20 protein-coding genes are annotated in these 24,660 nt (G+C 67.0%); 18 read left to right on the forward strand and 2 right to left on the reverse strand.

The window, feature by feature from the left end:
• The first annotated feature begins 19 nt into the window (after window positions 1-19).
• From hisS to cueR, 18 genes are all read left to right on the forward strand, one after another.
• Window positions 20-1,414 carry a histidine--tRNA ligase gene (gene hisS, locus ACZ75I_RS08710; protein ID WP_346476425.1) on the forward strand — a complete coding sequence of 465 codons (1,395 nt, stop codon included), beginning with the start codon at window positions 20-22 and terminating at the stop codon, window positions 1,412-1,414.
• Window positions 1,415-1,853: 439 nt separating this feature from the next.
• Window positions 1,854-2,162: a YerC/YecD family TrpR-related protein gene (locus ACZ75I_RS08715; protein WP_088497315.1), complete on the forward strand. Its 309-nt coding sequence runs from the start codon at window positions 1,854-1,856 to the stop codon at window positions 2,160-2,162.
• 34 nt (window positions 2,163-2,196) lie between these two features.
• Complete coding sequence (gene hisG, locus ACZ75I_RS08720) at window positions 2,197-3,108, forward strand: ATP phosphoribosyltransferase (protein ID WP_472958987.1); 912 nt, start codon at window positions 2,197-2,199, stop codon at window positions 3,106-3,108.
• Window positions 3,105-4,400, forward strand: a complete 1,296-nt coding sequence (gene hisD, locus ACZ75I_RS08725; RefSeq protein WP_472958988.1) for a histidinol dehydrogenase — start codon at window positions 3,105-3,107, stop codon at window positions 4,398-4,400. The genes hisG and hisD overlap by 4 nt, the downstream gene beginning before the upstream one ends.
• Window positions 4,397-5,491, forward strand: coding sequence for a histidinol-phosphate transaminase (gene hisC / locus ACZ75I_RS08730; RefSeq protein ID WP_346476423.1), 1,095 nt, complete (start codon window positions 4,397-4,399; stop codon window positions 5,489-5,491). Before hisD ends, hisC begins: the two co-directional genes overlap by 4 nt.
• On the forward strand, window positions 5,488-6,561 hold the full coding sequence (gene hisB / locus ACZ75I_RS08735) for a bifunctional histidinol-phosphatase/imidazoleglycerol-phosphate dehydratase HisB (protein ID WP_346476422.1): 1,074 nt from the start codon (window positions 5,488-5,490) through the stop codon (window positions 6,559-6,561). The genes hisC and hisB overlap by 4 nt, the downstream gene beginning before the upstream one ends.
• Window positions 6,558-7,160 (forward strand): imidazole glycerol phosphate synthase subunit HisH, encoded by a 603-nt coding sequence (hisH, locus tag ACZ75I_RS08740; protein WP_346476421.1) that lies wholly within the window; start codon window positions 6,558-6,560, stop codon window positions 7,158-7,160. The genes hisB and hisH overlap by 4 nt, the downstream gene beginning before the upstream one ends.
• Window positions 7,157-7,891 carry a 1-(5-phosphoribosyl)-5-[(5-phosphoribosylamino)methylideneamino]imidazole-4-carboxamide isomerase gene (gene hisA / locus ACZ75I_RS08745; RefSeq protein ID WP_346476420.1) on the forward strand — a complete coding sequence of 245 codons (735 nt, stop codon included), beginning with the start codon at window positions 7,157-7,159 and terminating at the stop codon, window positions 7,889-7,891. Before hisH ends, hisA begins: the two co-directional genes overlap by 4 nt.
• Window positions 7,885-8,661 carry an imidazole glycerol phosphate synthase subunit HisF gene (gene hisF / locus ACZ75I_RS08750; RefSeq protein WP_242891565.1) on the forward strand — a complete coding sequence of 259 codons (777 nt, stop codon included), beginning with the start codon at window positions 7,885-7,887 and terminating at the stop codon, window positions 8,659-8,661. The genes hisA and hisF overlap by 7 nt, the downstream gene beginning before the upstream one ends.
• On the forward strand, window positions 8,651-9,271 hold the full coding sequence (gene hisIE, locus ACZ75I_RS08755; RefSeq protein ID WP_242891574.1) for a bifunctional phosphoribosyl-AMP cyclohydrolase/phosphoribosyl-ATP diphosphatase HisIE: 621 nt from the start codon (window positions 8,651-8,653) through the stop codon (window positions 9,269-9,271). The genes hisF and hisIE overlap by 11 nt, the downstream gene beginning before the upstream one ends.
• Window positions 9,272-9,398: 127 nt before the next feature.
• A complete protein-coding gene (locus ACZ75I_RS08760) occupies window positions 9,399-10,988 on the forward strand; it encodes a calcineurin-like phosphoesterase family protein (protein ID WP_346476419.1) in 1,590 nt (529 codons plus the stop codon).
• Window positions 10,989-11,023: 35 nt separating this feature from the next.
• Entirely contained in the window at window positions 11,024-11,308 is a 285-nt protein-coding gene (locus ACZ75I_RS08765; RefSeq protein WP_346476418.1) for a hypothetical protein, read from the forward strand.
• A gap of 84 nt (window positions 11,309-11,392) precedes the next feature.
• Complete coding sequence (locus ACZ75I_RS08770; RefSeq protein ID WP_164093008.1) at window positions 11,393-12,415, forward strand: glucokinase; 1,023 nt, start codon at window positions 11,393-11,395, stop codon at window positions 12,413-12,415.
• A gap of 51 nt (window positions 12,416-12,466) precedes the next feature.
• Entirely contained in the window at window positions 12,467-13,465 is a 999-nt protein-coding gene (locus tag ACZ75I_RS08775) for a glycosylasparaginase (protein ID WP_134968760.1), read from the forward strand.
• Window positions 13,462-14,199 (forward strand): copper homeostasis protein CutC, encoded by a 738-nt coding sequence (locus tag ACZ75I_RS08780; RefSeq protein WP_134968759.1) that lies wholly within the window; start codon window positions 13,462-13,464, stop codon window positions 14,197-14,199. The genes ACZ75I_RS08775 and ACZ75I_RS08780 overlap by 4 nt, the downstream gene beginning before the upstream one ends.
• A gap of 393 nt (window positions 14,200-14,592) precedes the next feature.
• Window positions 14,593-17,550 carry a TonB-dependent receptor plug domain-containing protein gene (locus ACZ75I_RS08785; RefSeq protein ID WP_346476416.1) on the forward strand — a complete coding sequence of 986 codons (2,958 nt, stop codon included), beginning with the start codon at window positions 14,593-14,595 and terminating at the stop codon, window positions 17,548-17,550.
• A 161-nt stretch (window positions 17,551-17,711) separates the two neighbouring features.
• Window positions 17,712-20,213, forward strand: coding sequence for a heavy metal translocating P-type ATPase (locus tag ACZ75I_RS08790; RefSeq protein WP_346476415.1), 2,502 nt, complete (start codon window positions 17,712-17,714; stop codon window positions 20,211-20,213).
• A gap of 11 nt (window positions 20,214-20,224) precedes the next feature.
• The gene (gene cueR, locus ACZ75I_RS08795; protein WP_061477821.1) at window positions 20,225-20,680 is read left to right on the forward strand and encodes a Cu(I)-responsive transcriptional regulator; all 456 of its coding nucleotides are present in this window, start codon (window positions 20,225-20,227) and stop codon (window positions 20,678-20,680) included.
• A 79-nt stretch (window positions 20,681-20,759) separates the two neighbouring features.
• Here cueR and ACZ75I_RS08800 read toward each other — a convergent pair whose 3' ends face one another.
• Both ACZ75I_RS08800 and ACZ75I_RS08805 read right to left on the reverse strand, forming a co-directional pair.
• The gene (locus ACZ75I_RS08800) at window positions 20,760-20,954 is read right to left on the reverse strand and encodes a heavy-metal-associated domain-containing protein (protein ID WP_061477820.1); all 195 of its coding nucleotides are present in this window, start codon (window positions 20,952-20,954) and stop codon (window positions 20,760-20,762) included.
• Between the two features lie 189 nt (window positions 20,955-21,143).
• On the reverse strand, window positions 21,144-24,218 hold the full coding sequence (locus ACZ75I_RS08805) for a TonB-dependent receptor (protein WP_472958989.1): 3,075 nt from the start codon (window positions 24,216-24,218) through the stop codon (window positions 21,144-21,146).
• Window positions 24,219-24,660: the final 442 nt, after the last annotated feature.

Raw genomic sequence — 24,660 nt, forward strand, 5'->3', positions numbered from 1 at the left:
TCCAGCAGGAGTTCCGCCCGTGATCAAGCCCCGTACCCCGCCCGGCACCCTTGAACTGCTGCCGCGCGAGCAGATTGCGTTCCAGCGCATGCTGGACGTGATCCGCCGCAACTACGAGCGCTTCGGGTTCCTGCCGGTGGAGACGCCGGTGTTCGAGCTGTCCGACGTGCTGCTGACCAAGTCCGGCGGCGAGACCGAGCGCCAGGTGTACTTCGTGCAGTCCACCGGTGCGCTGGCCAATGCGGCCGAATCGGGCGACCGTTCGCTGCCGGAGATGGCGCTGCGCTTCGACCTGACCGTGCCGCTGGCACGCTACGTGGCCGAGCACGAACACGAACTCACCTTCCCGTTCCGTCGCTACCAGATGCAGCGCGTTTACCGCGGCGAGCGTGCCCAGCGCGGCCGTTTCCGCGAGTTCTACCAGTGCGACATCGACGTGATCGGCAAGGACAGCCTGAGCGTTCGCTATGATGCCGAAGTGCTGGCGGTCATCCACGCCGTGTTCTCGGAACTGCGCATCGGTGACTTCAGCATCCAGCTGAACAACCGCAAGCTCATGCGCGGCTTCTTCGAGAGCCTGGGCGTGGCCGAAGGCGAGCGCCAGCTGGCGGTGCTGCGTGAAGTGGACAAGCTGGACAAGCGCGGCGCCGATTACGTGCGCGAGACGCTGGTGGGCGAGGGCTTCAACATCCCGGCCGAGCAGGTCGAGAAGATCCTGGCCTTTGTGGCCGTGCGTTCGCAGGGCCATGCCGATGCGCTGGCGCAGCTGGCCACGCTTGAAGCCGACGGCGGCTCTTCGGAAATCCTGCGTACCGGCGTGGCCGAACTGCGCGAAGTGCTGCAGCTGGTGCAGGCGCTGGGCGTGCCGGAAACCGCGTACTGCCTGAACTTCTCCATTGCGCGCGGCCTGGACTACTACACCGGCACCGTCTACGAGACAACGTTGACCGACCACCCGCAGATCGGCTCGATCTGCTCGGGCGGCCGCTACGAAGACCTGGCCAGCCACTACAGCAAGTCCAAGTTGCCGGGCGTGGGCATTTCCATCGGCCTGTCGCGCCTGTTCTGGCAGCTGCGCGAGGCCGGCCTGATCGATGGCATCGAGGCCAGCAGCGTGCAGGCACTGGTGGCGCTGATGGACGAGCAGGGCATGCCGCAGTCGCTGGACATCGCCCGCCGCCTGCGCGCCGGTGGCATCAATACCGAAGTGCAGATGGAGCCGAAGAAGATCGGCAAGCAGTTCCAGTATGCCGCCAAGGCCGGCATCCGCTTCGTGGTGCTGGCCGGTGAGGACGAGCTGGCGCGCGGCGTGGTGGCGGTGAAGGACCTGGTGCGCGAGCAGCAGTTCGAAGTCTCCCGCGACGAGCTGGCCAGCACCCTGCAGGTCGAGCTGGAGCAGTCCAAGGTGATGTAACGGCCACTGGCAGCATGCAACGCTTCAAGGAAACGCCCACCAACCGGTGGGCGTTTTCGTTTCCGGGCCCCGGCCGTCCCGACAGCTCGCGGCCAACTGTTGAAGGCGGGGTGGGTCCGGTTGAGGGGGCGTGAGCCGCATAAATGCGGCGACCGAGCTTACATGGGTGAGGGCGCTTTGCTTGCGAAGCACTGCTTCGCAAGCGCCCGAACGCACAGCCGCCAGCGGCTGGGCCGGGCCCCGGAGGGGTACTTGCAGCACCCCCTCAAGTGGATCCATCCCGCCAACCCTCGGAAACCAGCTCTGCTGTTGCTCTGGCTCTTGCCTCTGCGGGTGCAGGGCAGCAGCCCTGCCGTACCCCAACTGACGATTTGACGCACTGCGCAAGAATGCGCTAATGTACTAACGCGCTATTACATTGATGCATGGAAACAGCCCCGTGAAAGCCCGCCCCGAGATTGCCGCCAAAGACCCGAAGGCCGACCTGGAAGCCCTGGCCCTGGCCTTTGCCGCCCTGCGCGAGCCGGAGCAGGTGGAAGCCTTCCTGCGCGATCTGTGCACGCCGGCCGAACTGGAAGCCATGGCCGACCGCTGGAAAGTGGTGCCGTTGCTGCAGCAGGGCGTGCCGTATCGCGAGATCCACGAGCGCACCGGCGTGAGCGTGACCACCACCGGACGGGTGGCGCGCACGCTCGAGCATGGCCATCGAGGCTATGCCGCTGCCATCGACCGCCTTGCTTCGCGCTGATCCGCGCCCCGTTCCGAACTTCGAGACCTCCCCCATGAGTGCAACCCAGGCAGCGCCGGCAAGAGACCGGCTGCGTATCGCCATCCAGAAGAGTGGCCGGCTGGCCGAGCCCGCCCGCAACCTGCTCAGCGCCTGTGGCCTGAGCTGGCGCGAAAGCCGTGACAAGTTGTTCTGCTACGGTGAATCGCTGCCGGTAGACCTCCTGCTGGTGCGCGACGACGACATCCCCGGCCTGATCGCTGACGGCGTCTGCGACCTCGGCATCGTCGGCCGCAATGAACTGGACGAGCAGGCCGCGGCACGCCGCCAGATCGGCCTGCCTGACGCCTATCAGGCGCTGCGCGGGCTGGGCTTCGGCCAGTGCCGGCTGATGCTGGCGGTGCCGGAGGAATGGCAGTGGCAGGGTCCGGCGCAGCTGGCCGGTACCCGCATCGCCACCAGCTACCCGGCCATCCTCACGCAGTGGCTGGCGGAGCAGGGCGTGGACGCGCAGGTGGTCGAATTGTCCGGTTCGGTGGAAATCGCCCCACGCCTGGGCACTGCCGACCTGATCTGTGATCTGGTGTCCAGTGGCGCTACGCTGCGCGCCAACCAGTTGACCCCGGTACACAACCTGCTCGACAGCGAGGCGGTGCTGGCCGGTGCAGTAAGGGTGCCGGATGATGCACGCGCTTCGCTGCGCGCGATGCTGCTGCGCCGCCTCGATGGCGTGGTGCAGCGCCAGGACAGCAAGCTGCTGATGTTCCGCGCCAGCGAGGACCGCGTCGACGCGCTGGCGCAGTTGCTGGCCGATGCCGAGCCGCTGGTGCGGTTGCCGGCCGATGGCGGTGCGCTGCGCCTGCAGACCATGTGCCCTGGCCCGCTGAGCTGGCAGCGCATGGAGGAACTCGAGCGCGCGGGTGCGCAGGGCCTGATGGTACTGAGCGTGGAGCGGTCGCTGGCATGAACCGTCTGATCTGGGCCCGACTTGATGAGGCCGCGCGCAGCGCGGCATTGACCCGCCCGGTGCAGACCGTGGCGCAGCAGACCCGCGACGCGGTGGCGACGCTGATCGCACAGGTACGCACGCAGGGCGACGACGCGCTGCGTGCGATCACCGCACGCTTCGATGGTGTCGAACTGTCGTCCTTTGAAGTGAGCGAAGCCGAGTTCGCGGCGGCCGAGGCCGCTGTCCCCGCCGAACTGCGCCAGGCCATGGTGGACGCGGCCGAGCGCATCGCCCGCTTCCACGCCGCCGGCATGGGCAAGGGGTACGCGGTTGAAACCGCGCCGGGCGTTGTCTGCGAACGCATGCTGCGCCCGATCGGTCGGGTGGGCCTGTACGTGCCGGCCGGCAGCGCGCCGCTGCCGTCTACCGCGCTGATGCTGGGCGTTCCGGCACAGCTGGCCGGCTGCCCGCAGGTGGTGCTGTGCACGCCGCCGCGAGCCGATGGCAGCGCAGACCCGGCCGTACTGGTGGCGGCGCGGCTGACCGGCGTGCAGCGCGTGTTCAAGCTGGGCGGCGCGCAGGCGATCGCTGCCATGGCCTATGGCACCGCAAGCATTCCCGCCTGCGACAAGCTGTTCGGGCCGGGCAACAGCTTCGTGACCGAAGCGAAGCAGCAGGTCGCACAGGAGGGCGCCGCCGCCATCGACATGCCGGCCGGTCCTTCGGAGGTGCTGGTGATTGCCGATGCCGGTGCCAATCCGGCGTTCGTGGCCGCCGACCTGCTGTCGCAGGCCGAACACGGCCCGGATTCGCAGGTGCTGCTGCTGACCGACGATGCCGGGATGCTGGCGGCGGTCGAGGCTGAGGTCGAGCGCCAGGTGGCCCTGCTGCCGCGCGAGCAGATTGCGCGCCAGGCGCTGTCAGCGTCGCGCCTGATCCAGGTTGGTTCGTTGGACGAGGCCTTCGCGATCAGCAACCGCTATGCACCGGAGCACCTGATCCTGGCGCTGCGTGATCCGCGTGCGTGGCTGGACAAGGTGCAGGTGGCCGGCTCGGTGTTCCTGGGTGATTACACCCCCGAAGCACTGGGTGACTACTGCAGCGGCACCAACCACGTACTGCCCACCGCCGGTGCCGCACGTGCCTACAGCGGCGTGAGTGTTGCCAGCTTCCAGAATCTGATCAGCGTGCAGAGCGCCAGTGCCGCCGGCCTGGCCGCGATTGGCGGCTGCGCGCGCATCATCGCCAGCGCCGAAGGCCTGGATGCCCACGAGCGTGCGGTTGCATTGCGCATGGAGGCCGCCGCATGAGCGCCGCTATTGATGACGTGCTGGCACTGGTGCGCCCGGATCTGCAGGCCTTCGCCGGCTACAGCTCGGCGCGCAGTGCGGTGGTGCAGGGCGAGGTCTGGTTGAATGCCAACGAGGCGGCCTGGGCCAATCCGGCCGATGCGGCTGGCAGCAGCCGGCGCTATCCCGAACCGCAACCGCTGGCGCTGCGTGAGGAACTGGCGGCGCTGTACGGCGTGACGCCACAGCAGCTGCTGGTCGGCCGCGGCAGTGACGAGGCCATTGATCTGCTGGTGCGCGCGCTGTGTGTGCCGGGTCGCGATGGCGTGCTGGTCACGCCGCCGGTGTTCGGCATGTACGCCGTCTGCGCGCGCCTGCAGGGTGCCGCATTGATTGAAGTGCCGCTGGTGGACAGCGAGGATGGCCTGCGCGCCGATCTGGATGCGGTGATCGATGCGGCCAAGGCGCAGGGTGCCAAGCTGGTGTTCCTGTGCGCACCGTCGAACCCGGCCGGCAGTGACATCGCCTTGGAAGAGGTCGAGCGTGTGGCGGTTGCGCTGCGCGGGCAGGCGCTGGTGGTGGTGGACGAGGCCTATGTGGAGTACGCGCAGCGCCCGTCGGCGACCACGCTGCTGGCCGCGAACCCGAATCTGGCGGTGCTGCGCACGCTGTCGAAGGCGCACGCTCTTGCTGCCGCGCGCATTGGAACCCTGATCGCCGCACCGGAACTGATTGCTGTGCTGCGCCGCTGCCAGGCGCCGTACCCGGTGCCGACGCCGTGCGCGGAACTGGCGGTACAGGCGCTGCAACCCGCCGCGCTGGCCAGGACCGCCGAACGCGTAGCCACGGTGATTGCCGAGCGCGAACGCCTGCGCGTGGCGCTGCTGGGCCTGCCCGGCGTGCCTCGCGTCTACCGCTCATCCGGCAACTACCTGCTGGTCCGCTTCGCCGATGCCCAGGCCGCGTTCGATACGCTGCTGGCTGCGGGCGTGGTGGTGCGTGACCAGCGCGCCGCGCCGCAGTTGGGTGATGCGCTGCGCATCAGCATCGGCAGCCCCGAAGAGAATGACCGCGTGCTTGCGACCCTGTCGGCGCGGAGGGCCGCAGCATGACCCCGATCCTGTTCATCGACCGCGACGGCACCCTCATCGAGGAGCCGTCCGATTTCCAGATCGATGCCTACGAGAAGCTGCGCTTCGTGCCGCAGGTGATCCCGGCGCTGCTGAAGCTGCGTGATGCCGGCTACCAGTTCGTGATTGTCACCAACCAGGACGGCCTGGGCAGCGACAGCTACCCGCGCGCCAGCTTCGATGGCCCGAACGACCTGATGCTGCAGATCTTCGAGAGCCAGGGCATCACCTTCCGTGACGTGCTGATCGACTGCAGCTGGCCGCAGGACAATGCGCCGACCCGCAAGCCGGGCATCGGCCTGATGACTGGCTACCTGCAGGACCGCAGCATCGACTGGGCACGCTCGGCCATGGTTGGCGACCGCATCACCGACCTGCAGTTCGCCGACAACCTCAACATCCGGGGCTTCCAGTTGCGTACCGAACAGTTCGGTGGCGAGTGGGACTGGCCGGGCATCGCGCACGCGCTGGCCGACGCGCCGCGCACCGCCGTGGTCCAGCGCAACACCAAAGAAACGAATATCCGCGTTGAGCTGGACCTGGATCGCGCCGGTGATGCGCGCATCTCCACCGGCCTGCCGTTCTTCGACCACATGCTGGAGCAGATCGGCAAGCATGGTGGCTTCGCGCTGGACATCCAGGCCGAGGGTGACCTGCACATCGACGAGCACCACACCATCGAGGACACCGGGCTCGCATTGGGCCAGGCGCTGCGCGAGGCGCTGGGCGACAAGCGCGGCATTGGCCGCTACGGCTTCACCCTGCCGATGGACGAGACGCTGGCCAGCGCCGCACTGGATTTCAGCGGCCGGCCGTACTTCGTGTTCGAAGGTGAGTTCAAGCGTGAGCGCGTGGGCGATATGCCGACCGAACTGGTGCCGCACTTCTTCCGTTCGCTGTGCGATGCCAGTGGCCTGAACCTCAACCTGCAGGTACGCGGCGACAACGATCACCACAAGGTGGAGGCCTGCTTCAAGGCGCTGGCGCGCGCACTGCGCCCGGCGCTGGCCCGGCAGGGCACGGCACTGCCGAGCACCAAGGGGGCATTGTGAGCGACGTCGCGCTGATCGATGCCGGAGGTGCCAACCTGGGCTCGGTGCGCTACGCACTGGAGCGCCTGGGCGCGACGGTGCGGCTGGTGCGCGACGCGGACGGCCTGGTGGGGGCGCGGCGGGTGATGCTGCCCGGCGTCGGCGCCGCCAGTCCCGGCATGCAGCGATTGCACGCGCAGGGCCTGGTGGAGCCGTTGCAGCGGCTGGAGGTGCCGCTGATGGGCATTTGTCTTGGCATGCAGTTGCTGTTCGAACGCTCCGAGGAAGCGGGTGTGGAGACACTGGGGCTGATTCCCGGCGTGGTGCGCAAGCTGGTGCCGGCCTGCGGCATCCGCGTGCCACACATGGGCTGGAACCGGCTGCTGCCACTGCGCGAATCGCTGCTGCTGCGCGGCGTGCCGGAGCGTGCCAGCGCCTACTTCGTGCACAGCTATGCGGCGCCGCTCAATACCCACACCGTCGCTGCCTGCGACCACGGCGGCCTGTTCACTGCCGTGGTGGAGCAGGGGCGTTACTACGGCGCACAGTTCCACCCCGAGCGTTCCGGCGAAACCGGCTCGCTGATGCTGCGCAATTTCCTCGAGGGCACTGCTGCATGAGTTTCATCGTCTACCCCGCGCTGGATATCCGCGATGGCCGCGTGGTGCGGCTGCGCCAGGGCGACTACGCGCAGGAAACCTCCTACGGCGACGATCCGCTGCCGCGCGCGCAGGCGTTCGCCGCGCAGGGGGCGCAGTGGATGCATCTGGTCGACCTGGATGCTGCACGCGCCGGTGGCTATACGCTGGCGCCGCTGCTGGCGGCGATCCGCGCGCACACGCCGCTGCAGGTGCAGACCGGCGGTGGCGTGCGCGGCCGCGACGACGTGGCGCGCATCCTCGATGCCGGCGCCGGCCGCGTGGTGGTCGGTTCGCTGGCGGTGCGCCGCCCCGATGAAGTGGTGGGCTGGCTGGAGGAATTTGGCGCCGAGCGCATCACGATTGCGCTGGACGCGCGCCAGGACGCACAGGGGCAGTGGCAGCTGCCGGTGCACGGCTGGACCGAGAACGCCGGGGTGACCCTGGATGACCTGGCCCAGCGCTACGCGCGCGCTGGCATGCGCCACCTCTTGTGCACCGACATCGCCCGCGACGGCATGCTGGCCGGGCCCAATATCGGCCTCTACCAGCACCTGTCGGCATTGCTGCCAGGGGTGGCGGTGCAGGCGTCCGGCGGCATCCGTGACGTGGCCGATGTGGCCGCGGCGCGTGCCGCTGGCTGCGGCGGTGCGATCCTCGGCAAGGCGCTGCTGGAACAGCGCATGGACCTGGCGGAGGCACTGGCATGTTGAGCCGGCGCATCATTCCGTGCCTGGACGTGCGCGATGGCCGCGTGGTCAAGGGCGTGCGTTTCCGCGACCATGTCGACATGGGCGATATCGCCGAGCTGGCGCAGCGCTATCGCGACCAAGGGGCGGACGAGCTGGTGTTCTATGACATCGGCGCCAGCCCCGAGGCGCGTTCGGTCGACGTTGCCTGGATCGAGCGCATCGCGCGGCTGATCGACATTCCGTTCTGCGTGGCCGGGGGCATCGACAGCGTGGAAACCGCGCGTCGCGTGTTGTTCGCCGGTGCCGACAAGGTGTCGATCAACTCCCCCGCGCTGGGCCGCCCGGAACTGATCACTGAACTGGCCGACGAGTTCGGCGTGCAATGCGTGGTGGTCGGTGTCGATTCGGTGCGCGAAGCGGATGGCCAATGGCGGGTGCGCCGCTTCAGCGGAGACCCGGACAAGACCCAGGCGGTGCCACTGCGCACCCTGGACTGGATTGTCGAGGTGCAACGTCGGGGCGCCGGTGAGATCGTGCTGAACTGCATGGACAGCGATGGCGTGCGCCGCGGCTACGATGTCGCACAGTTGCAGCAGGCGCGGGCCCTGTGCCAGGTGCCGCTGATCGCCTCCGGTGGCGCCGGTGCGATGGAGCACTTCGCCGAAGCCTTTGACCAGGCCGACGTCGATGGTGCGCTGGCGGCGAGCGTGTTCCACAGCGGCGCCATCGCCATTCCAGAATTGAAGCGCTACCTGCGCGGACAGCAGATCGAGGTGCGGGATGTCTATTGAAGTCAGGCCTTCGTTGGACGCATTGCAGGCACTGGACTGGGGCAAGGGTGACGGCTTGCTGCCGGCCGTGGTGCAGGATGCCGATACCCTGCAGGTGCTGATGCTGGGCTATGTCAGCGCAGAATCGCTGGCGGCCACGGTGGCCATCGGCCACATGACTTTCTTCAGCCGCAGCAAGCAGCGGTTGTGGACCAAGGGCGAGCAGTCCGGCAACGTGCTGGTGGTGCAATCGATCAGCGTCGACTGTGACGCCGACACGCTGCTGGTGATGGCACGCCCGGCGGGGCCGACCTGCCACACGGGTGCGGAGAGCTGTTTCGACCAGGCGCCGAAGGACTTCCTGGGCGGGCTGGGCCAGTTGGTCGCGATGCGTGAGGCGCAGCGCCCGCCGGGCAGCTATACGACCCGCCTGTTCGAGGGCGGCATCCGCCGCATCGCACAGAAGGTGGGTGAGGAGGGGGTGGAGACCGCGCTGGCGGCGGTTGCGCAGGATGACGAGGCACTGCTCGGTGAGGCTTCGGACCTGCTGTACCACCTGCTGGTATTGCTGCGCGCGCGCGGTCTGTCGCTGGACGATGCGCGGGCGGTGCTGGAAAAACGCCATCGTTGAAGAAGGCGTGCGGAGCAGCGCTCCGCACCTACCTGTAGAGCCGAGCCATGCTCGGCTGTTTTTCTTGAATGCAGCCGGGCATGGCTCGGCTCTACAATACCGCGTCTCTTTCTGCCGGATGCCTCCCATGAAACTGCCTGCCGCCTGGCTGTGCTGCCTGTTGCTGACCTCGCCGGCCTGGGCTGCGGACACCGTGGTCACCGGCAAGGTCTATCTGGAGCGTGACGGCAAGCCGGGCCGCGGTGCGACCGATCCGGGCCTGGCCGGGGTGCAGGTCTCCAACGGCGAGGCCATCGTCAAGACCGCCGCCGACGGCAGCTACAGCCTGCCGGTGCGTGATGGCCAGACCGTGTTCGTGATCAAGCCCGATGCGTATTCGTTCCCGAAGGCGGCAGACGGCCTGCCTTCGTTCTGGCGCCATTTCCGCCCGAACGGCTCGCCGGCGCTGAAGTACGGCGGCATCGCCGCCACCAGCGATGTCACCCGCAACTGGGATTTCGCGCTGCAGCCGGATCGCCATGACAGCCGTCGCGGCTTCCAGATGCTGGTCTTCACCGACTCCCAGACCGCCAGCCTGAAGGACATCGGCTACTACCAGCAGTCGATCGTGTCGCCGCTGGTCGGCCAGACCAAGGCGCGCATGGGCACCACCCTGGGTGACATCGTCAACGACGATCTGACCCTGTATCCGGCAATCAACAAGGTCACTACGTCGCTGGGCGTGCCGTGGTTCCATGTGCCGGGCAATCACGACCTCGATTTGGATGCAGCCAGCGACGAGCATTCGCTGGACAGCTGGCGCAACATCTACGGCCCGGACACCTACGCGGTGGAAGAGGGCGGTGCCAGTTTCGTGTTCCTCGACGACGTGGTGTATGACCCCAACGCAAGGCCGAAGTATGTCGGTGGCCTGCGCGAAGACCAGTTCGCTTTCCTTGCCGGCTACCTGAAGGGCCTGCACAAGGACCGCCTGCTGGTGCTGGGCATGCACATCCCGCTGTTCGACGCCGCGCCGGGACGCGAGACCTTCCGTCATGCTGACCGCCAGCGCCTGTTCGACCTGCTGAAGGACTTCCGCAACGTGCTGGTGCTCAGTGGCCACAGCCACACCCAGCAGCACGTCTACCACGGCAAGGCCGACGGCTGGAACGGTGACAAGCCGCTGCACGAATACAACGTCGGTGCCAACTGCGGCGCGTTCTGGTCGGGGGTGAAGGACGCCGCCGGAGTGCCGGACAGCACCATGAGTGATGGCACGCCAAAGGGCTACGCGTTGCTGGACATCGCCGCCAATGGCAGCTACAGACTGCAGTACCGGGTGGCCGGCAAGCCGGCCAGCGAGCAGATCGGCCTGCATGCGCCGAAGGTGCTGCGCCAGGGGGCCTATCCGGCGTGGGGCGTGTACGCCAACGTGTACATGGGCGAAGATGCCAGCGTGGTCGAGTACCGCGTCGATGGCGGTGCCTGGCAGACGATGAAGCAGGTCAGCCAGCCCGATCCGCGCCTGATGGTGGAGAACGTGGCCGATGATCTGGCAAGCAGCCTGCGCGGCTACGACCGTTCGCCGGAGGCCACCGCGTCGCCGCACCTGTGGCGTGGCGCGCTGCCGACCGACCTGGCCGTGGGCAGCCACAAGGTCGAAGTACGCTCTACCCAGCCTGATGGTGCAGTGTTCACCGCCACCACCCGCTACAGCCTGCAGACGGCCCAGCCCTGATCCCCCGCATCGCCGCTCCAGCGAAAGGACCCCGCATGGATATCCGCTTCATGGCCGGCACCACACCAGTCACCCTCAGCCGCCACTGGTTCACTGGTGCGATGCTGCTGCAGAGCGCCACCGAGAAGGTCTGGGTGCAGCATCCGCTGCATCCGGGCACCCACTTCTCGTTCTCGCTGGTACAGTCGTGGCTGCGCCACATCGCCGGCCATGAGGTGCTGGTCGAGCGCACCCGGCCGCTGTTGTTCGCCGGCCTCCGCCCGCAGCGCCTGCGCGTGCTGGTGGATGGCGTGCAGGTGGCCGAACAGGAAGGCATGTAGGCCAACCTGAACCGCCGGCGCGCTAGGCAAAGCCGCCCCGATGCCTGAGAATCGGGGCGATTCAATCGATCCAAGCAGGCCAGCGTGACCATCGCAGCAGCGTCCCCGGTTTCCACCGACTCCGCCCGCGGCGGTCTTCCGCGCAGTCTCGTTGTCGCCGATGTCGGCGGCACCTTCGCCCGTTTGGCGCTGGCTGAAACGCAAGCCGGCCAGGCACCACTGCTGGGCAGCCATCGCACCTACGCCTGCGCCGAGCATCCCAGCCTGGCCGCGATCCTGGCCGATTTCACCGCTGGCCTCGGCCAGCCGGTACAGGCCGCGGTGGTCGCCATCGCCGGACTGCTCGATGGCGATGTGTTGATCAATTCCAACCTGCCGTGGACGGTCTCGCTGTCGGCCACGCGGCTGCAGTCCGGGCTGCATGAGTTGCAGCTGATCAATGATTTTGAAGCGGTGGCGTTGGCCATTCCCTACCTGCAGCCTGACACCCTGGTGCCGCTCAATGGCGATGCTGACCCGGCGCAGGCGTTCCCGGCGCTGGTGCTGGGCGCCGGTACCGGTCTGGGTGCAGCATTGCGCTTTGCCGACGGCGAGCGTCCGGTGCTGGCCAGCGAGATCGGCCATGCCGCGCTCGGCGCCGGCAACGCGCTGGAACTGCAGGTGCTGGACAAGCTGCTGCAGCGCTGGCCGCACGTGGACAACGAGCGCGTGCTGTCCGGCAGTGGCCTGATGAACCTGTATCCGTGCCTGTGCGAACTGCGTGGCGTCACTCCGGTGTGGAGCAGTACCGAGGCACTGATCGGTGCCGCACGCAGCGGTGAGGATGCGCTGGCGGTGGAAACGCTGCAGGTGTTCTGTGCCTGGCTGGGCAGCCTGGCCGGCGACGCAGCGATCGCGGTGGGTGCGCGTTCGGTGTACCTGGCCGGGGGCATTTCTGCGCATGTGCAGGATTTCCTGGCCGATGGTCGCTTCCGTGAGCGCTTCCTCAACAAGGGCGTGCTGACCGAGGTGCTGCGCCAGGTGCCGGTATGGCGCGTGGAGCATGGCCAGCTGGGCGTTCTCGGCGCAGCGGTCTGGTACGCCGCACGGCAGCCCACGCACGACTGATCGGCGTGGCCGGCATCGGGCCGGCCGTGCATTGCAGACTGGGAGGGGAAGATGGTGGATCGCAGGCAGTTCCTGCAGGCCGGCGCACTGGCCGCAGGCATGGTGGCCTTGCCGGGCGTGCAGGCGCGCACGCAGGGTGGGGCCAGGGTGGTTTCGACCTGGGACTTCGGCGTGCCGGCCAACCAGGCCGCATGGAAGGTGCTGTCGCAGGGTGGCAGCGCACTGGATGCAGTTGAAGCCGGTGCACGCTGGGCCGAGAGCGAGCTGTGCAACCCCACCGTCGGCCATTGCGGCAACCCGGATCGCGACGGCGTGCTGAGCCTGGATGCGAGCATCATGGATGGCGATGGCCGTTGTGGCGCGGTGGCCGCGCTGGTCGACATCCTGCATCCGGTGTCGGTGGCCCGCAAAGTGATGGAAAACAGCCCGCACGTGCTGCTGGTGGGCGAGGGCGCGCAGCAGTTCGCGGTGCAGCAGGGTTTCGAGCGCAGGCACCTGCTCACGCCGCAGGCCGAAGCGGCCTGGCGCGAGTGGCTGAAGACCGAGAAGTATCAGCCGCAGATCAATGCCGAGCGCCGTGGTATTCCCGGCAACAGCGACAACCACGACACCATCGGCATGCTGGCGTTGGATGCCAAGGGCCATCTTGCAGGTGCCTGCACCACCAGCGGCATGGCCTGGAAGCTGCACGGCCGGGTCGGCGACAGCCCGATCATCGGTGCCGGCCTGTATGTCGACAACGAAGTGGGTGCGGCCACCGCGTCGGGCGTGGGTGAGGAGATGATCCGCAACGCCGCCTCATTCCTGGTGGTCGAGCTGATGCGCCAGGGGCGCTCGCCGGCCCAGGCCTGCCGCGAGGCAATCGACCGTGTGGTGCGCAAGCGGCCGGAGGCGAGCAAGACCCTGCAGGTGTGCTTCCTGGCCATGAACAAGCAGGGCGAGGTGGGCGCCTACGCGTTGCATCGCGGCTTCGTCTACGCCGTGTGCGATGCGCAGCGCCAGGATGACCTGCGCGATTCGCCGTCGATCTATGCGAGCACTCAGGCGTGAGCACGCGGCTGACCCTGGAGATCGCCAGCAACTCGCTGGCCTCGGCGCTGGCCGCGCAGGCCGGCGGTGCCGACCGCATCGAACTGTTCGAGAACCTGGCCGAGGGTGGCACCACGCCGTCGTTTGCCACCATCGCGATCGCCCGCGAACGCCTGTCGATTCCGCTGTTCGTGCTGGTGCGCCCGCGCCCGGGCGACTTCCACTACGACGCATTGGAAACCGAACTGATGCTGCGTGACATCGCGCAGTGCCGCGCGCTGGGCTGCGATGGCGTGGTGATCGGTGCGCTGGATGTGCAGGGCGGTATCGACCTGGCGTTGTGCCGTGAACTGGTGCAGGCCGCCGGGCCGCTGCAGGTGACTTTCCATCGTGCCTTCGACGCGGCCCGCGACCTGTCGGCGGCGCTGGAGCAGGTGATCGGACTGGGTTGCCAGCGCGTGCTGACCTCGGGCGGCCAGGTCAGCGCCGAGGCCGGTGCCGATCTGCTGGCGGCGCTGGTCACCCAAGCGGCCGGGCGTATCACGGTGATGGCAGGTGCCGGATTGGCCCCGGGCAACATCGCAACCGTCGCGCGGCAGACGGGCTGTACCGAACTGCACGCGTCCGCAAAAGGCCTGCGCCGCTCGGCCATGCAGTTCCAGAACCCGGCCCTGCGCGGCCTGGACCCGGACTGGAGCCAGACCGCCACCGCGACCGTGGCCGCGCTGCGGCAGGCGCTGGACGGCGCAAGGTAGCCCGCTTCTGCTGTAGAGCCGAGCCAACGCTCGGCTGCGCTTTGCGGCAAACGACATCAGCCGAGCACGGGCTCGGCTCTACAGTCGCACGCGACGACGCGGACAAAACCGTTCCGCGCGCGGTTGTCGCGATCGTGTCATTGACGTGTGCGCTGTTCTCTCAGCGATGTTTCGCAACCCTTTGATTGTTCTTGATACCTGCGGCTGATAGCGGCATTGCGTAGGGTGTTGCTGCATCGCCGCATGCCCGGCGCGGTTCAGCTGTGCTTTAGTTTGGATCGATCCACAGGGGAGGGGGCTGGGACGGTCGTGAACCGATCCCGGCACCCGGATCAGCCGTCGTGCTACGCCACCACCTGTCCGCGCGTCCACACTTTCCAAGAGCAACCACCCATGGCTCAGTCCGTTCGCAAGCGTCGTCACCTGCTGTCCCAGGCACTGGTCCTGGCCCTGTTGCCCCTGGCCGCGGGTGCACAGGAAGCGGCCAGTTCGTCCACCAAGGACTTGGACGCGGTCACCGTTACCGGTTCGCGCATCAAGCGCGCCGCGGTCGAAGGCCCGGCCCCGGTCAACGTGATCACCGCGCAGCAGATCCAGAAAGAGGGCTTCGTCAGCGTGTATGACGCGCTGAAGACGCTCACCGAAGCAACCGGTACCGTCGAAGCCGCCTCGCAATGGGGTTCGCACACGCCCAACGCCAGTGGCCTGAACCTGCGCGGCATGGGCCCGAACCGCTCGCTGCTGCTGGTGAACGGCCGTCGCGTGGCCGATTACCCGCTGCCGTATGGCGGTGAAACCAACTTCTCCAACTACGGCAACATTCCCGCTGCCGCGGTCGAGCGCATCGAAGTACTGACCGGCGGCGCCTCGGCCATCTACGGTTCGGATGCGATCGCCGGCGTGGTCAATGTCATCCTCAAGACCAACTACGACGGCGACGAAGTGCGCGTGCGCGGCGGTACTTCCACCGAAGGCGGGCGCGACACCTGGGACCTGTCATGGGCCGGCGGCAAGACGGGTGACAACTGGAGCGTGACCTATGCGCTGCAATACACCAAGCGCGATCCGTTGTTCGGCCGCGACCGCCCGCAGATGGACGATGCCGATGATGCGCCGTATGCGTCCTGGAACATGGAGCAGCGCAAGGTCGGCTTCCGCCCCACCTCGGGCCTGGCGTTGATCGATCCGACGACGGGCCAGCGCTTGGCGCCACCCACTGGCACCTGCGAGAAGTTCGACGGCGAGTACTACACGGCCGACCGACTGGTCTACAACTACGCCGCCAACCGCATCACCAACACCGGCCGCCTGTGCGGCATGAGCGCCGACTACGCCAACTGGCTGCTGACCGGTGGTGCCGAGAACGTGTCCGGCAACCTGTATGCCACCTTCGATTTCAGCAGCGACCTGCAGGCCTGGACCAACCTGGCGGTGTACCGCTCCGAAGCGATCTGGGGCACCAACCCGCCCAGCGTCTCGCTGATCGACGACGACAACGGCTATTACTGGGATGCCAACCGCAACCGCCCGATCCTGGGCGTGCGCCAGTTCACCCCGAACGAAGTCGGCGGCCTGGACACCCTGCGCAACACCAACCGCGAGCTGTCATGGGACTGGAGCGCGGGCCTGCGTGGCCGCCTTGCCGACCGCTTCGACTGGAGCGCCACGGTGGGGCGTTCCTACTATCGCGTGGAAGAACGGCAGAACGTGGTGGACGAGCAGAAGTCGTACGACTTCTTCCTCGGCCCGCGCCTGGGCACCACCGCTGACGGCGAGGCGATCTATGCGTTGAACGAATCGCGCTGGTGGAACCCGCTGACGCCTGACCAGTACTGGCAGATGGGCACGGTGGCCAGGAACCGCGCGTCATCGTGGGTCAACCAGGCCTCGGCGGACATCACCGGCGAGCTGTTCCAGGGCTGGGCCGGCCCGATCTCGTTCGCCGCCGTGGCCGAAGTCGCGCAGCAGGGCTATCACCTCAGCCCGGACCCGCGCGCCGGCATCGACTTCGATCTGCAGAACGTCGATCGCGGTGGCGGCGAGCGCACCCGTTACTCGGCCGGCGTCGAGTTCAAGATCCCGCTGCTGGAGAGCGTGACGGCCACCGCGGCGGCCCGCTACGACCGCTACGGCAACTACAAGGCCGATGACAGCAGTGAAGCGCTGGATATCGGCAGCCAGAAGGAGACCACCTGGAACGTCGGCCTGGAATGGCGCCCGGTCGAATCGCTGCTGGTGCGTGGCTCGTACGCCACCAGTTTCCACGCGCCGGACATGCACTACCTGCTGGGCCAGCCGAGCAGTTCCGAAGTGCAGACCTATGACCGCCTGCGCTGCATCCAGAGCGGTGCCTACCTGGTCAACAACTGTGGCGTGGGCAACACCGATGTCTGGTACACCTTCGACGTGAACCGGCGTGGCACGCCGCTGCTGCGTTCGGAAACCGGCGATTCGTGGACGGTCGGCTTCGTCTGGGACGTGATGCCCAACCTGTCGGTCAGCGCCGATTACTGGGCGATCAAGCTGGAAGACATGATCGTCGACGTCGGCGCCGACGAGGTGCTGGCCAGCGAGGCCGGCTGCCTGACCGGCAAGAACATTGATGGCACGCCGTGGGCCAATCCGGCCGGTGGCGACTATTGCGCCGGCATCCTGGCCCGCGTGAACCGCGACAGCAGCGGCCGCCTGGTATCGATCGAGCGCGGCCCGTTCAACCTGGCCAGCCGGGAAGTGCGCGGCATCGACCTGACTGCACGCTATCGCCTGGAAACCGCGCAGTGGGGCAGCTTCCAGCTGGGCCTGAACTACACCAACCAGATCTCGACCAAGGAACAGCGCTACGCCAACGACCCGAACCCGGAACGGCGCGACCGGGACCTGCGCAGCAAGCTGCGCGCGAGCCTGGCCTGGCAGCGCGGCAACTGGAACGCCAACGTCTATGCCGACCGCGTGGGCTCGGTGCCGGGCGTGCGCTATCACTGGGGCACCGACCGCCTGGACAATCCCGGCGGCTGCCTGCCGTTCGCCGACGGCTACGTGCCCAGTGACAGCCCGTCGCTGAACTGCCTGGAACCGGCACAGCTGCCGGATGGCTCGGTGAACCCGAACCCCAACGCGGGCCAGCAGACCTCGCGCTACTTCGGCCGGGTCGGGCCGTTCATCACCTGGAACGTCAACGTGGGTTACCAGGTGACCGAGCACGCCAAGGTCAATGTCTACGTCAACAACGTGTTCAATTCGGCCAGCTGGAACCACAAGGACCCGTACAAGCTGGACTATGACTTCGCCCCGACCCGGTTGCTGAGCGCGGTCGGCCGCGAGTTCGCATTGGAGTATGTGTTCACCTTCTGAGGAGACCGACCTCCGCCGCTAGATCCACGCCATGCGTGGATGCGGAAACGGGACGCCGGGGGCGGCGCTCCCTTCAGGCATGCGGACAGGCTGGATTTGACCTTCCCACGATGGCAAGGTTTAGCCTGTCCGCATCCAGAAGGAAACCCGGGAATCCGATCATGAGCACGCCGCGCGCCGCTGCCGCCCCCGCCAGCCCCTCCACCATCAGCCTGCCCATCGAGGGCATGACCTGCGCCAGCTGCGTGGGCCGGGTCGAGGCAGCACTGTCCAAGGTCGAGGGCGTGGGCAGTGTCTCGGTGAACCTGACCACCGAGCGGGCGGACATTCGTCCGTCGGGCCCGGTTGATCGCGCGGCGCTTGTCCAGGCAGTGGAGCGGGTGGGCTATGACGTGCCCGCGGCGACCACCGAACTGGCGGTCGAAGGCATGACCTGCGCTTCCTGCGTGGGCCGTGTCGAACGCGCGTTGTTGGCCGTGCCCGGCGTCAGCCAGGCCAGCGTCAACCTGGCCACCGAGCGCGCCACGGTGCGTGGCATGGCGGACGTGGCTGCGCTGGTCGCCGCGATCGACAAGGCCGGCTATGACGCACGTGTGATCGAGGCGGGTGTGCAGTCCGATGATCAGGCTGCGGAAAAGAAGGATGCCGAGCTCGCCGGACTGAAGCGCGACCTGATCGTGGCCACCGCGCTGGCACTGCCGGTGTTCGTACTGGAAATGGGTTCGCACCTGATTCCCGGCATGCACGCATGGGTGATGTCCACCCTCGGCATGCAGGCCAGCGGGTACCTGCAGTTCGCACTGACGCTCCTGGTGCTGGCCATCCCCGGGCGCCGCTTCTACCAGAAGGGCTTCCCGGCGCTGCTGCGGTTGGCGCCGGACATGAATTCACTGGTGGCGGTGGGCACCGCCGCGGCGTTCGGCTATTCGGTGGTAGCGACCTTTGCACCGCGGCTGCTGCCGCCGGGCACGGTGAACGTCTACTACGAAGCGGCGGCGGTGATCGTCGCGCTGATCCTGCTCGGTCGCTTCCTGGAGGCCCGGGCCAAAGGCCGCACCTCCGAAGCGATCAAGCGCCTGGTCAACCTGCAGGCCAAGGTGGCCCATGTGGTCCGTGACGGCCGCGCGGTCGACATCCCGGTCAATGAAGTGCAGAGCGGCGACCTGGTGGAAGTGCGCCCGGGCGAGCGCGTGCCGGTGGATGGCGAGGTGGTTGAAGGCCGCAGCTACATCGATGAATCGATGATCAGCGGCGAGCCGATTCCGGTCGAGAAGCTGCCGGGCAGCAGCGTGGTGGGTGGCACGGTCAACCAGAAGGGCGCACTGACGGTGCGAGCCACGGCCGTGGGCGCGCAGACCCTGCTGGCGCAGATCATCCGCATGGTCGAACAGGCGCAGGGCTCGAAGCTGCCGATCCAGGCGGTGGTCGACAAGGTCACGTTGTGGTTTGTGCCGGCGGTGATGCTGGCCGCGCTGGCGACCTTCGCAGTCTGGCTGATCTTCGGTCCATCGCCGGCACTGAGCTTCGCACTGGTCAATGCGGTGGCGGTGCTGATCATTGCCTGCCCGTGCGCGATGGGCCTGGCCACGCCGACCTCGATCATGGTCGGAACCGGTCGTGGCGCCGAAATGGGCGTGCTGTTCCGCAAGGGCGAGGCCCTGCAGCTGCTGAAGGACGCGCAGGTGGTGGCGGTGGACAAGACCGGCACGCTGACCGAAGGCCGCCCGCGCCTGACCGATCTGGAGATTGCCGCTGGCTTCGATCGCAACAGGGTTCTGGCGGCAGTGGCCGCGGTGGAGTCGCGCTCGGAGCATCCCATCGCCCGCGCGATTGTTGATGCCGCGACCGGGCAGGGCATCACGTTGCCGGGCATGGTCGGCTTCGAATCGGTCACCGGCATGGGCGTGCGGGCCAGTGTCGAGGGTGCACGCGTGGAGGTCGGTGCCGATCGCTTCATGCGCGACCTGGGCGTGGACATCACTGCATTCGCAGCATTGGCGGCGGAACTCGGCACGCAGGGCAAGTCACCGATGTACGTGGCCATCGATGGACGCCTGGCCGCGATCATCGCGGTATCCGATCCGATCAAGCCGAGCACCCCGGCAGCGATCGCGGCACTGCATCGGTTGGGCCTGAAGGTGGCGATGATCACCGGCGACAACGCCGGGACCGCACAGGCGATCGCGCGCCAGCTCGGCATCGATGAAGTGGTGGCCGAGGTGCTGCCGGAAGGCAAGGTCGAGGCAGTGCGCCGGCTGAAGGCCACGCATGGCCACGTCGCCTTCGTCGGCGACGGCATCAACGATGCCCCTGCGTTGGCTGAAGCCGATGTCGGCCTGGCCATTGGTACCGGCGCCGACATCGCGGTGGAGTCGGCCGATGTGGTGCTGATGTCGGGTAACCTGCAGGGCGTGCCCAATGCCATTGCGCTGTCCAAGGCGACGCTGGGCAACATCCGGCAGAACCTGTTCTGGGCGTTCGCCTACAACACCGCATTGATTCCCGTCGCTGCCGGCGTGCTGTACCCGGCCTGGGGCGTGCTGCTGTCGCCGGTGTTCGCGGCCGGTGCGATGGCGCTGTCCAGTGTGTTCGTGCTGGGCAACGCGCTGCGCCTGCGCCGCTTCCAGCCGCCGGTGGCCGATGCCGCCGCTGCCGCCCACTGAAGGAGATCCGCATGAACATCGGTGACGCCGCCAAGGCCTCCAGCGTGTCGGCGAAGATGATCCGCTACTACGAACAGATCGGCCTGATCCCCGCGGCCGATCGCACCGAATCGGGCTACCGGGCGTATTCGCAGGCGGACATCCATCGCCTGCGCTTCATCCGCCGCGCGCGCGATCTCGGCTTCCAGGTGGCCGAAATCAGTGACCTGCTGGGCCTTTGGAACGACACCGCGCGGCACAGTGCCGACGTCAAGCACCTGGCCGAGCAGCACATTGCCGACCTGGAACAACGCATCCAGAGCATGCGGCAGATGGCCGACACGTTGAAATCGCTGATCCGTTGCTGTGCGGGCGACGAGCGCCCGGAGTGCCCGATCCTGGAGCGGTTGGGTGAAGACGATGAGGCCCCGCTGCCGGTCGATGCAGCGAAGACCGGCGCGGTGCGGCGGCGCGCGCGCAAGCGCTGAGTTTCCATGTCGCATGCAAAAAAGCCCGCTCGGTGACAGTGTGCACGGGGCGGGCTCCGCGGTGGCAGAAGGCAGGGGATCAGGCAGTGCGCGGCGGGAAACCCGCATCGTTCAGCGCGGCGAACACCTGCTCCTGTGATGCGGTGGTCTGCACCTTGAGCAGGCCGGTCGGCGGATCGGCCACCACACTGGCGTTCGGATCGATCTGCTGGATCGCGCGGGTCACGCTGCGCGCGCAGCCGCCGCAGGTCATGCCGTCAACATGGAATTCCATCTGTAGCTCCTTCGGTGCTCGTGAGGTGAAACCAGTGTGCACCTTCCAACGATGGCAGGGTCAAGCAGGTGGCTGAACGGCGGCGCAGGCACCCATGAAAACGGCAGCCGCCTGTACCAGCGCGGCTGCCGTGGAGGACCATTCCCGCCGGGGCGGGCAAGACGGCGCCGGGCCAGGCCCGGCGCTGCCTCAGAACTTCCAGTTCACGCCGAAGTACAGCTGGCGGCCGGCGTACAGGTTGGACAGCAGGCGGGCCTGGCTGTCGTTGCCGATGTAGCTGCGCAGCTCGGACTTGGTGGCGTTCAGTACGGCGGCGGTCACCGTCCAGTCCGGAGTGAGGTTGTAGGCCACGTTCAGGTCAAGCTGGCTGTAAGGCTTGGTGTAGGTGGTCATGCCATTGTTCAGGCCGCCGACCACTTCACCACGACGGTTGTACGAGGCGCGCGCCAGGAACTTGTCGTTCTCGTAGAACACCGTAACGTTGGCCTGGTTCTTGGCACTGCCGACCAGCGGCGAGGAGCCGATTTCCTCGCCATCCAGCACGATCGAGGCCAGGTTGGTGTCGTTGTAGGTGTAGTTGGCCTGCACGCCCAGTCCGAAGTCGAACGTGTACTGGCCATACAGTTCCACGCCCTGCGACACGCCATCGCGGCCGTTGGCCTGAGTCTCGTACTTCTGCACGGTGACCGACTGCCCGCCGACGTTCATCTGCTGGTCGCGCACCACCGGCACGGTGAAGTTGTCCACGTTCTTGCGGAACAGCGAAACACCTGCGACCGCGCCCGGCTTGAAGTACCACTCCAGGCCCAGGTCGAACTGCACCGCCTTGAACGGTTCCAGCGCCTTGTTGCTGCCCGAGCCGTACCAGCCGGGCGTGTCGGTGCCGCCGGTGACGCGGCGGTCGTTCGCGTACTCTTCGCTGATGTAACGCAGGCCACCGGGATAGGCGATGCTGGTGTAGCTCGGGCGCGCGACCACCTTCGATGCCGCGCCACGCAGCACCAGGTTGTCGGTGATGTCCCAGGCAATGTTGAAGCTGGGCAGCACGTCGGTATAGGTCTTTTCCAGCGACGACAGGGCGTACACCTTGTCGCGCACCTGCGGGTCGGGCAGGCGGACGAAGCCACCCTGGCAGCGCAGGTTCGGGTCGGCGGCCGGATCATCGCAGCTCATCGGCGCGCCGCTGGCGTTGTCGACGAAATAGTCGTTGAAGCGCTCGACCGAATCGCTGGACTGGGCGAACTGCTTGGTCCGCACCACGCGCACGCCGATGTTGCCGCGTACCCGCTCAGTGCGGACGTTGGCCTGGAAGTAGCCGGAATGGATCTTCTCGTTGACGTCGTAGACGAAGTCTTCTTCGGTGCGGTTGTGCGAGCCACCGTAGGTCTTGTTCAGGTAGTCGATGTAGGCCGGGTAGTTGATGCCCGGGAACACGTTGGCGTTGAACGCGCCGGTGATGTTGCTGATCGGGTTGGACAGGAAGAAGCCCGGTTGCGCATCGCCTGCGGTCGGATCGCAACCGGCCTGGTAGCGATTGTTGTCATAGTCGGACGGATCCAGGCCCGGGCACACCCAATAGGTGTTGCCGGTGTTGCGGTGGACCTTGCCATCGCGGTACTTGGCGCCGAACTGGATCGAATCCAGCCAGCCGGCCTCGAACAGCTTGGTGACGTCGGCCTGGAAGTAGTTCTGCTTGACCTCGGTCTGCATCCACGACGAATCGGTCGAGCCGGTATCGACTTCGGCCACGCCCGCCATCAACTGCTGCTGCAGGTCCGGCGAGAACTGCACCGACGGCGTGCCGGTCAGGTCCCAGGCGGTGTACTGGTTGCCGGACTGCCACTGGTTGCCCACCTTGCGGCGCGGCTTGGCCGACATGCGGAAATTCATCGACGGACCACCTTCGGACCAGGTGCGGCCGCCGGTGAACGAGGCCTTCCACAGCGGGCTGATATCCCAGTCGATGGTCAGGTCGGCGGTCTGCGACAGTGCCTTTTCCTTGCTGTATCCACCGGTGAGCTGCGGAGTGGGGATGGTGCAGTCGTCCGGGCCCCAGCCACCGGGTTCCAGGCCGGCTGCCGCTGCTTCTTCCTCACTGCAGTAATAGGTCTTTCCGGCCAGCTTCTGGTACTGCGCACCGGTGACGATGCTGCCACTCGGGTCGAAATCCAGGCCGTTGAGCAGGCGGCCGCCGGCCCAGTTGCCGTCCTGGTTGTAGCGGGCCAGGTTCCACTCCGGCACCTTCAGCATGTTCTGGGTGTAGTCACCCTGCAGCTCGAAGCGGAAGTAGTTCGCGGTCATCGTGACGTTGTCGACCGGCTTGAACTGGAAGGTCAGCTGGCCGCCCTTGCGCTCGCGCTTCTCTTCCTTCACCGCGAAGTTCACCGAGGTCGGCATGAAGAATTCGCTGTAGTTCTTGCCAGCCTGGTTGTTGAAGCCGGACTGGCCCCACCAGTAGTGGATGCCATCCTGCTCCAGCAGGTTGCCGTTGGCATCGCGGGCCGTGGTGCCATTGCCGTACCACTGGTAGTCCTCGGTGCTGGCTTCCATGGTGCGGGTGGTGCGCTTCTGCTGGGTCACGCCGACGAGGACGCCGAAGCGCTCATCCTTGCTGTGCCACGAGTACAGCGCTGACGCCTGCGGATCGACATCGTGGCTGGTATCGGAGGTGGTGCCCTCCAGGTTCACGTAGCCGGAGTTGGATTCCATGTCCAGCGGGCGACGGGTATGCAGGATGACCGTGCCGCCGATGCCGCCTTCGTCGATGCGTGCTTCCGGCGACTTGAACAGCTCCGCGCTGGACAACATGTTCGATGGCAGCAGGGTGTAGTTGAAGGAGCGCGTCGCTTCGTTGTTGGTCTCTGACGAGGCGACGAAGTTGCCGTTCAACTGGGTCAGGGTCAGGTCCGGCGCAAGGCCGCGCACACTGACACTCTTGCCTTCGCCACCGCTGCGGGTGATGACCACGCCGGGCACGCGCTGCAGTGCGTCGGCCACGTTCTTGTCGGGGAACTTGCCGACGTCCTCGGCGGTGATCACCTCGACCACCGCGTTGGCGTCGCGCTTCTGCTCGAGGCTCTTTTCAATGGCGTAGCGGTAGCCGGTGACCTGGACGCTGTCCAGGGTGGTGGCGTCCTGCGCGCCGGTGGACGTGGTCTGTTGCGCGGCGGCGCCAGCCGGAATGACGGCGGCGGCCAAGGCCAGCGCGATGGCCAGCGACAATGCGTCCTGGCCGTGCGTACGTGTTGAATGCTTCATTCCCATCTCTCCCTCTCTCCTGGATTGATCCGGTGACGTGGCTCGGACAACTTGAATCGATCTAATTTGAAGTGACATTACGGGTGTCGCCATGTGGGTGGCAGAGCACCGCGCGTGGTGGCCTGGTACGTCCTGTTGCTGCTCCCCCAACTCCCGGCCATCGCAGTGTCGTTCTTGGATCGATCTAAGCGATGGGCGGGCGATTTTTAGCATGGGTCGCCCTTGGGCGCATGCTGCTCCGCAATATGGTACTGGCGTGGCGAAGGGATGACGGTTTGCTGAAAACAGTGAAATCGTTTTCGTGCGCAGGGGAGGGGGGCCGGCAGGGCTGCGCCCTGCACCTGCGGGTAGTGCCGGCCGCTGGCCGGCAACAGCAAAAGCCAAAGCCAAGGCCAAAGCGGCTCTGGTTTTCTGCTGGTTTGGTGGGGCGGTGTGGGCTGGCAGGACA

This window comes from Stenotrophomonas sp. X, assembly GCF_055721025.1.

Excerpts from the sequence above, each read along its gene's own strand:
- hisG (WP_472958987.1), top strand. The coding sequence starts at position 2,197 with ATGAGTGCAACCCAGGCAGCGCCGGCAAGAGACCGGCTGCGTATCGCC.
- hisD (WP_472958988.1), top strand. The coding sequence starts at position 3,105 with ATGAACCGTCTGATCTGGGCCCGACTTGATGAGGCCGCGCGCAGCGCG.
- hisC (WP_346476423.1), top strand. The coding sequence starts at position 4,397 with ATGAGCGCCGCTATTGATGACGTGCTGGCACTGGTGCGCCCGGATCTG.
- hisB (WP_346476422.1), top strand. The coding sequence starts at position 5,488 with ATGACCCCGATCCTGTTCATCGACCGCGACGGCACCCTCATCGAGGAG.
- hisA (WP_346476420.1), top strand. The coding sequence starts at position 7,157 with ATGAGTTTCATCGTCTACCCCGCGCTGGATATCCGCGATGGCCGCGTG.
- hisF (WP_242891565.1), top strand. The coding sequence starts at position 7,885 with ATGTTGAGCCGGCGCATCATTCCGTGCCTGGACGTGCGCGATGGCCGC.
- hisIE (WP_242891574.1), top strand. The coding sequence starts at position 8,651 with ATGTCTATTGAAGTCAGGCCTTCGTTGGACGCATTGCAGGCACTGGAC.
- ACZ75I_RS08760 (WP_346476419.1), top strand. The coding sequence starts at position 9,399 with ATGAAACTGCCTGCCGCCTGGCTGTGCTGCCTGTTGCTGACCTCGCCG.
- ACZ75I_RS08765 (WP_346476418.1), top strand. The coding sequence starts at position 11,024 with ATGGATATCCGCTTCATGGCCGGCACCACACCAGTCACCCTCAGCCGC.
- ACZ75I_RS08775 (WP_134968760.1), top strand. The coding sequence starts at position 12,467 with ATGGTGGATCGCAGGCAGTTCCTGCAGGCCGGCGCACTGGCCGCAGGC.
- ACZ75I_RS08785 (WP_346476416.1), top strand. The coding sequence starts at position 14,593 with ATGGCTCAGTCCGTTCGCAAGCGTCGTCACCTGCTGTCCCAGGCACTG.
- ACZ75I_RS08790 (WP_346476415.1), top strand. The coding sequence starts at position 17,712 with ATGAGCACGCCGCGCGCCGCTGCCGCCCCCGCCAGCCCCTCCACCATC.
- cueR (WP_061477821.1), top strand. The coding sequence starts at position 20,225 with ATGAACATCGGTGACGCCGCCAAGGCCTCCAGCGTGTCGGCGAAGATG.
- ACZ75I_RS08800 (WP_061477820.1), bottom strand. The coding sequence starts at position 20,954 with ATGGAATTCCATGTTGACGGCATGACCTGCGGCGGCTGCGCGCGCAGC.
- ACZ75I_RS08805 (WP_472958989.1), bottom strand. The coding sequence starts at position 24,218 with ATGGGAATGAAGCATTCAACACGTACGCACGGCCAGGACGCATTGTCG.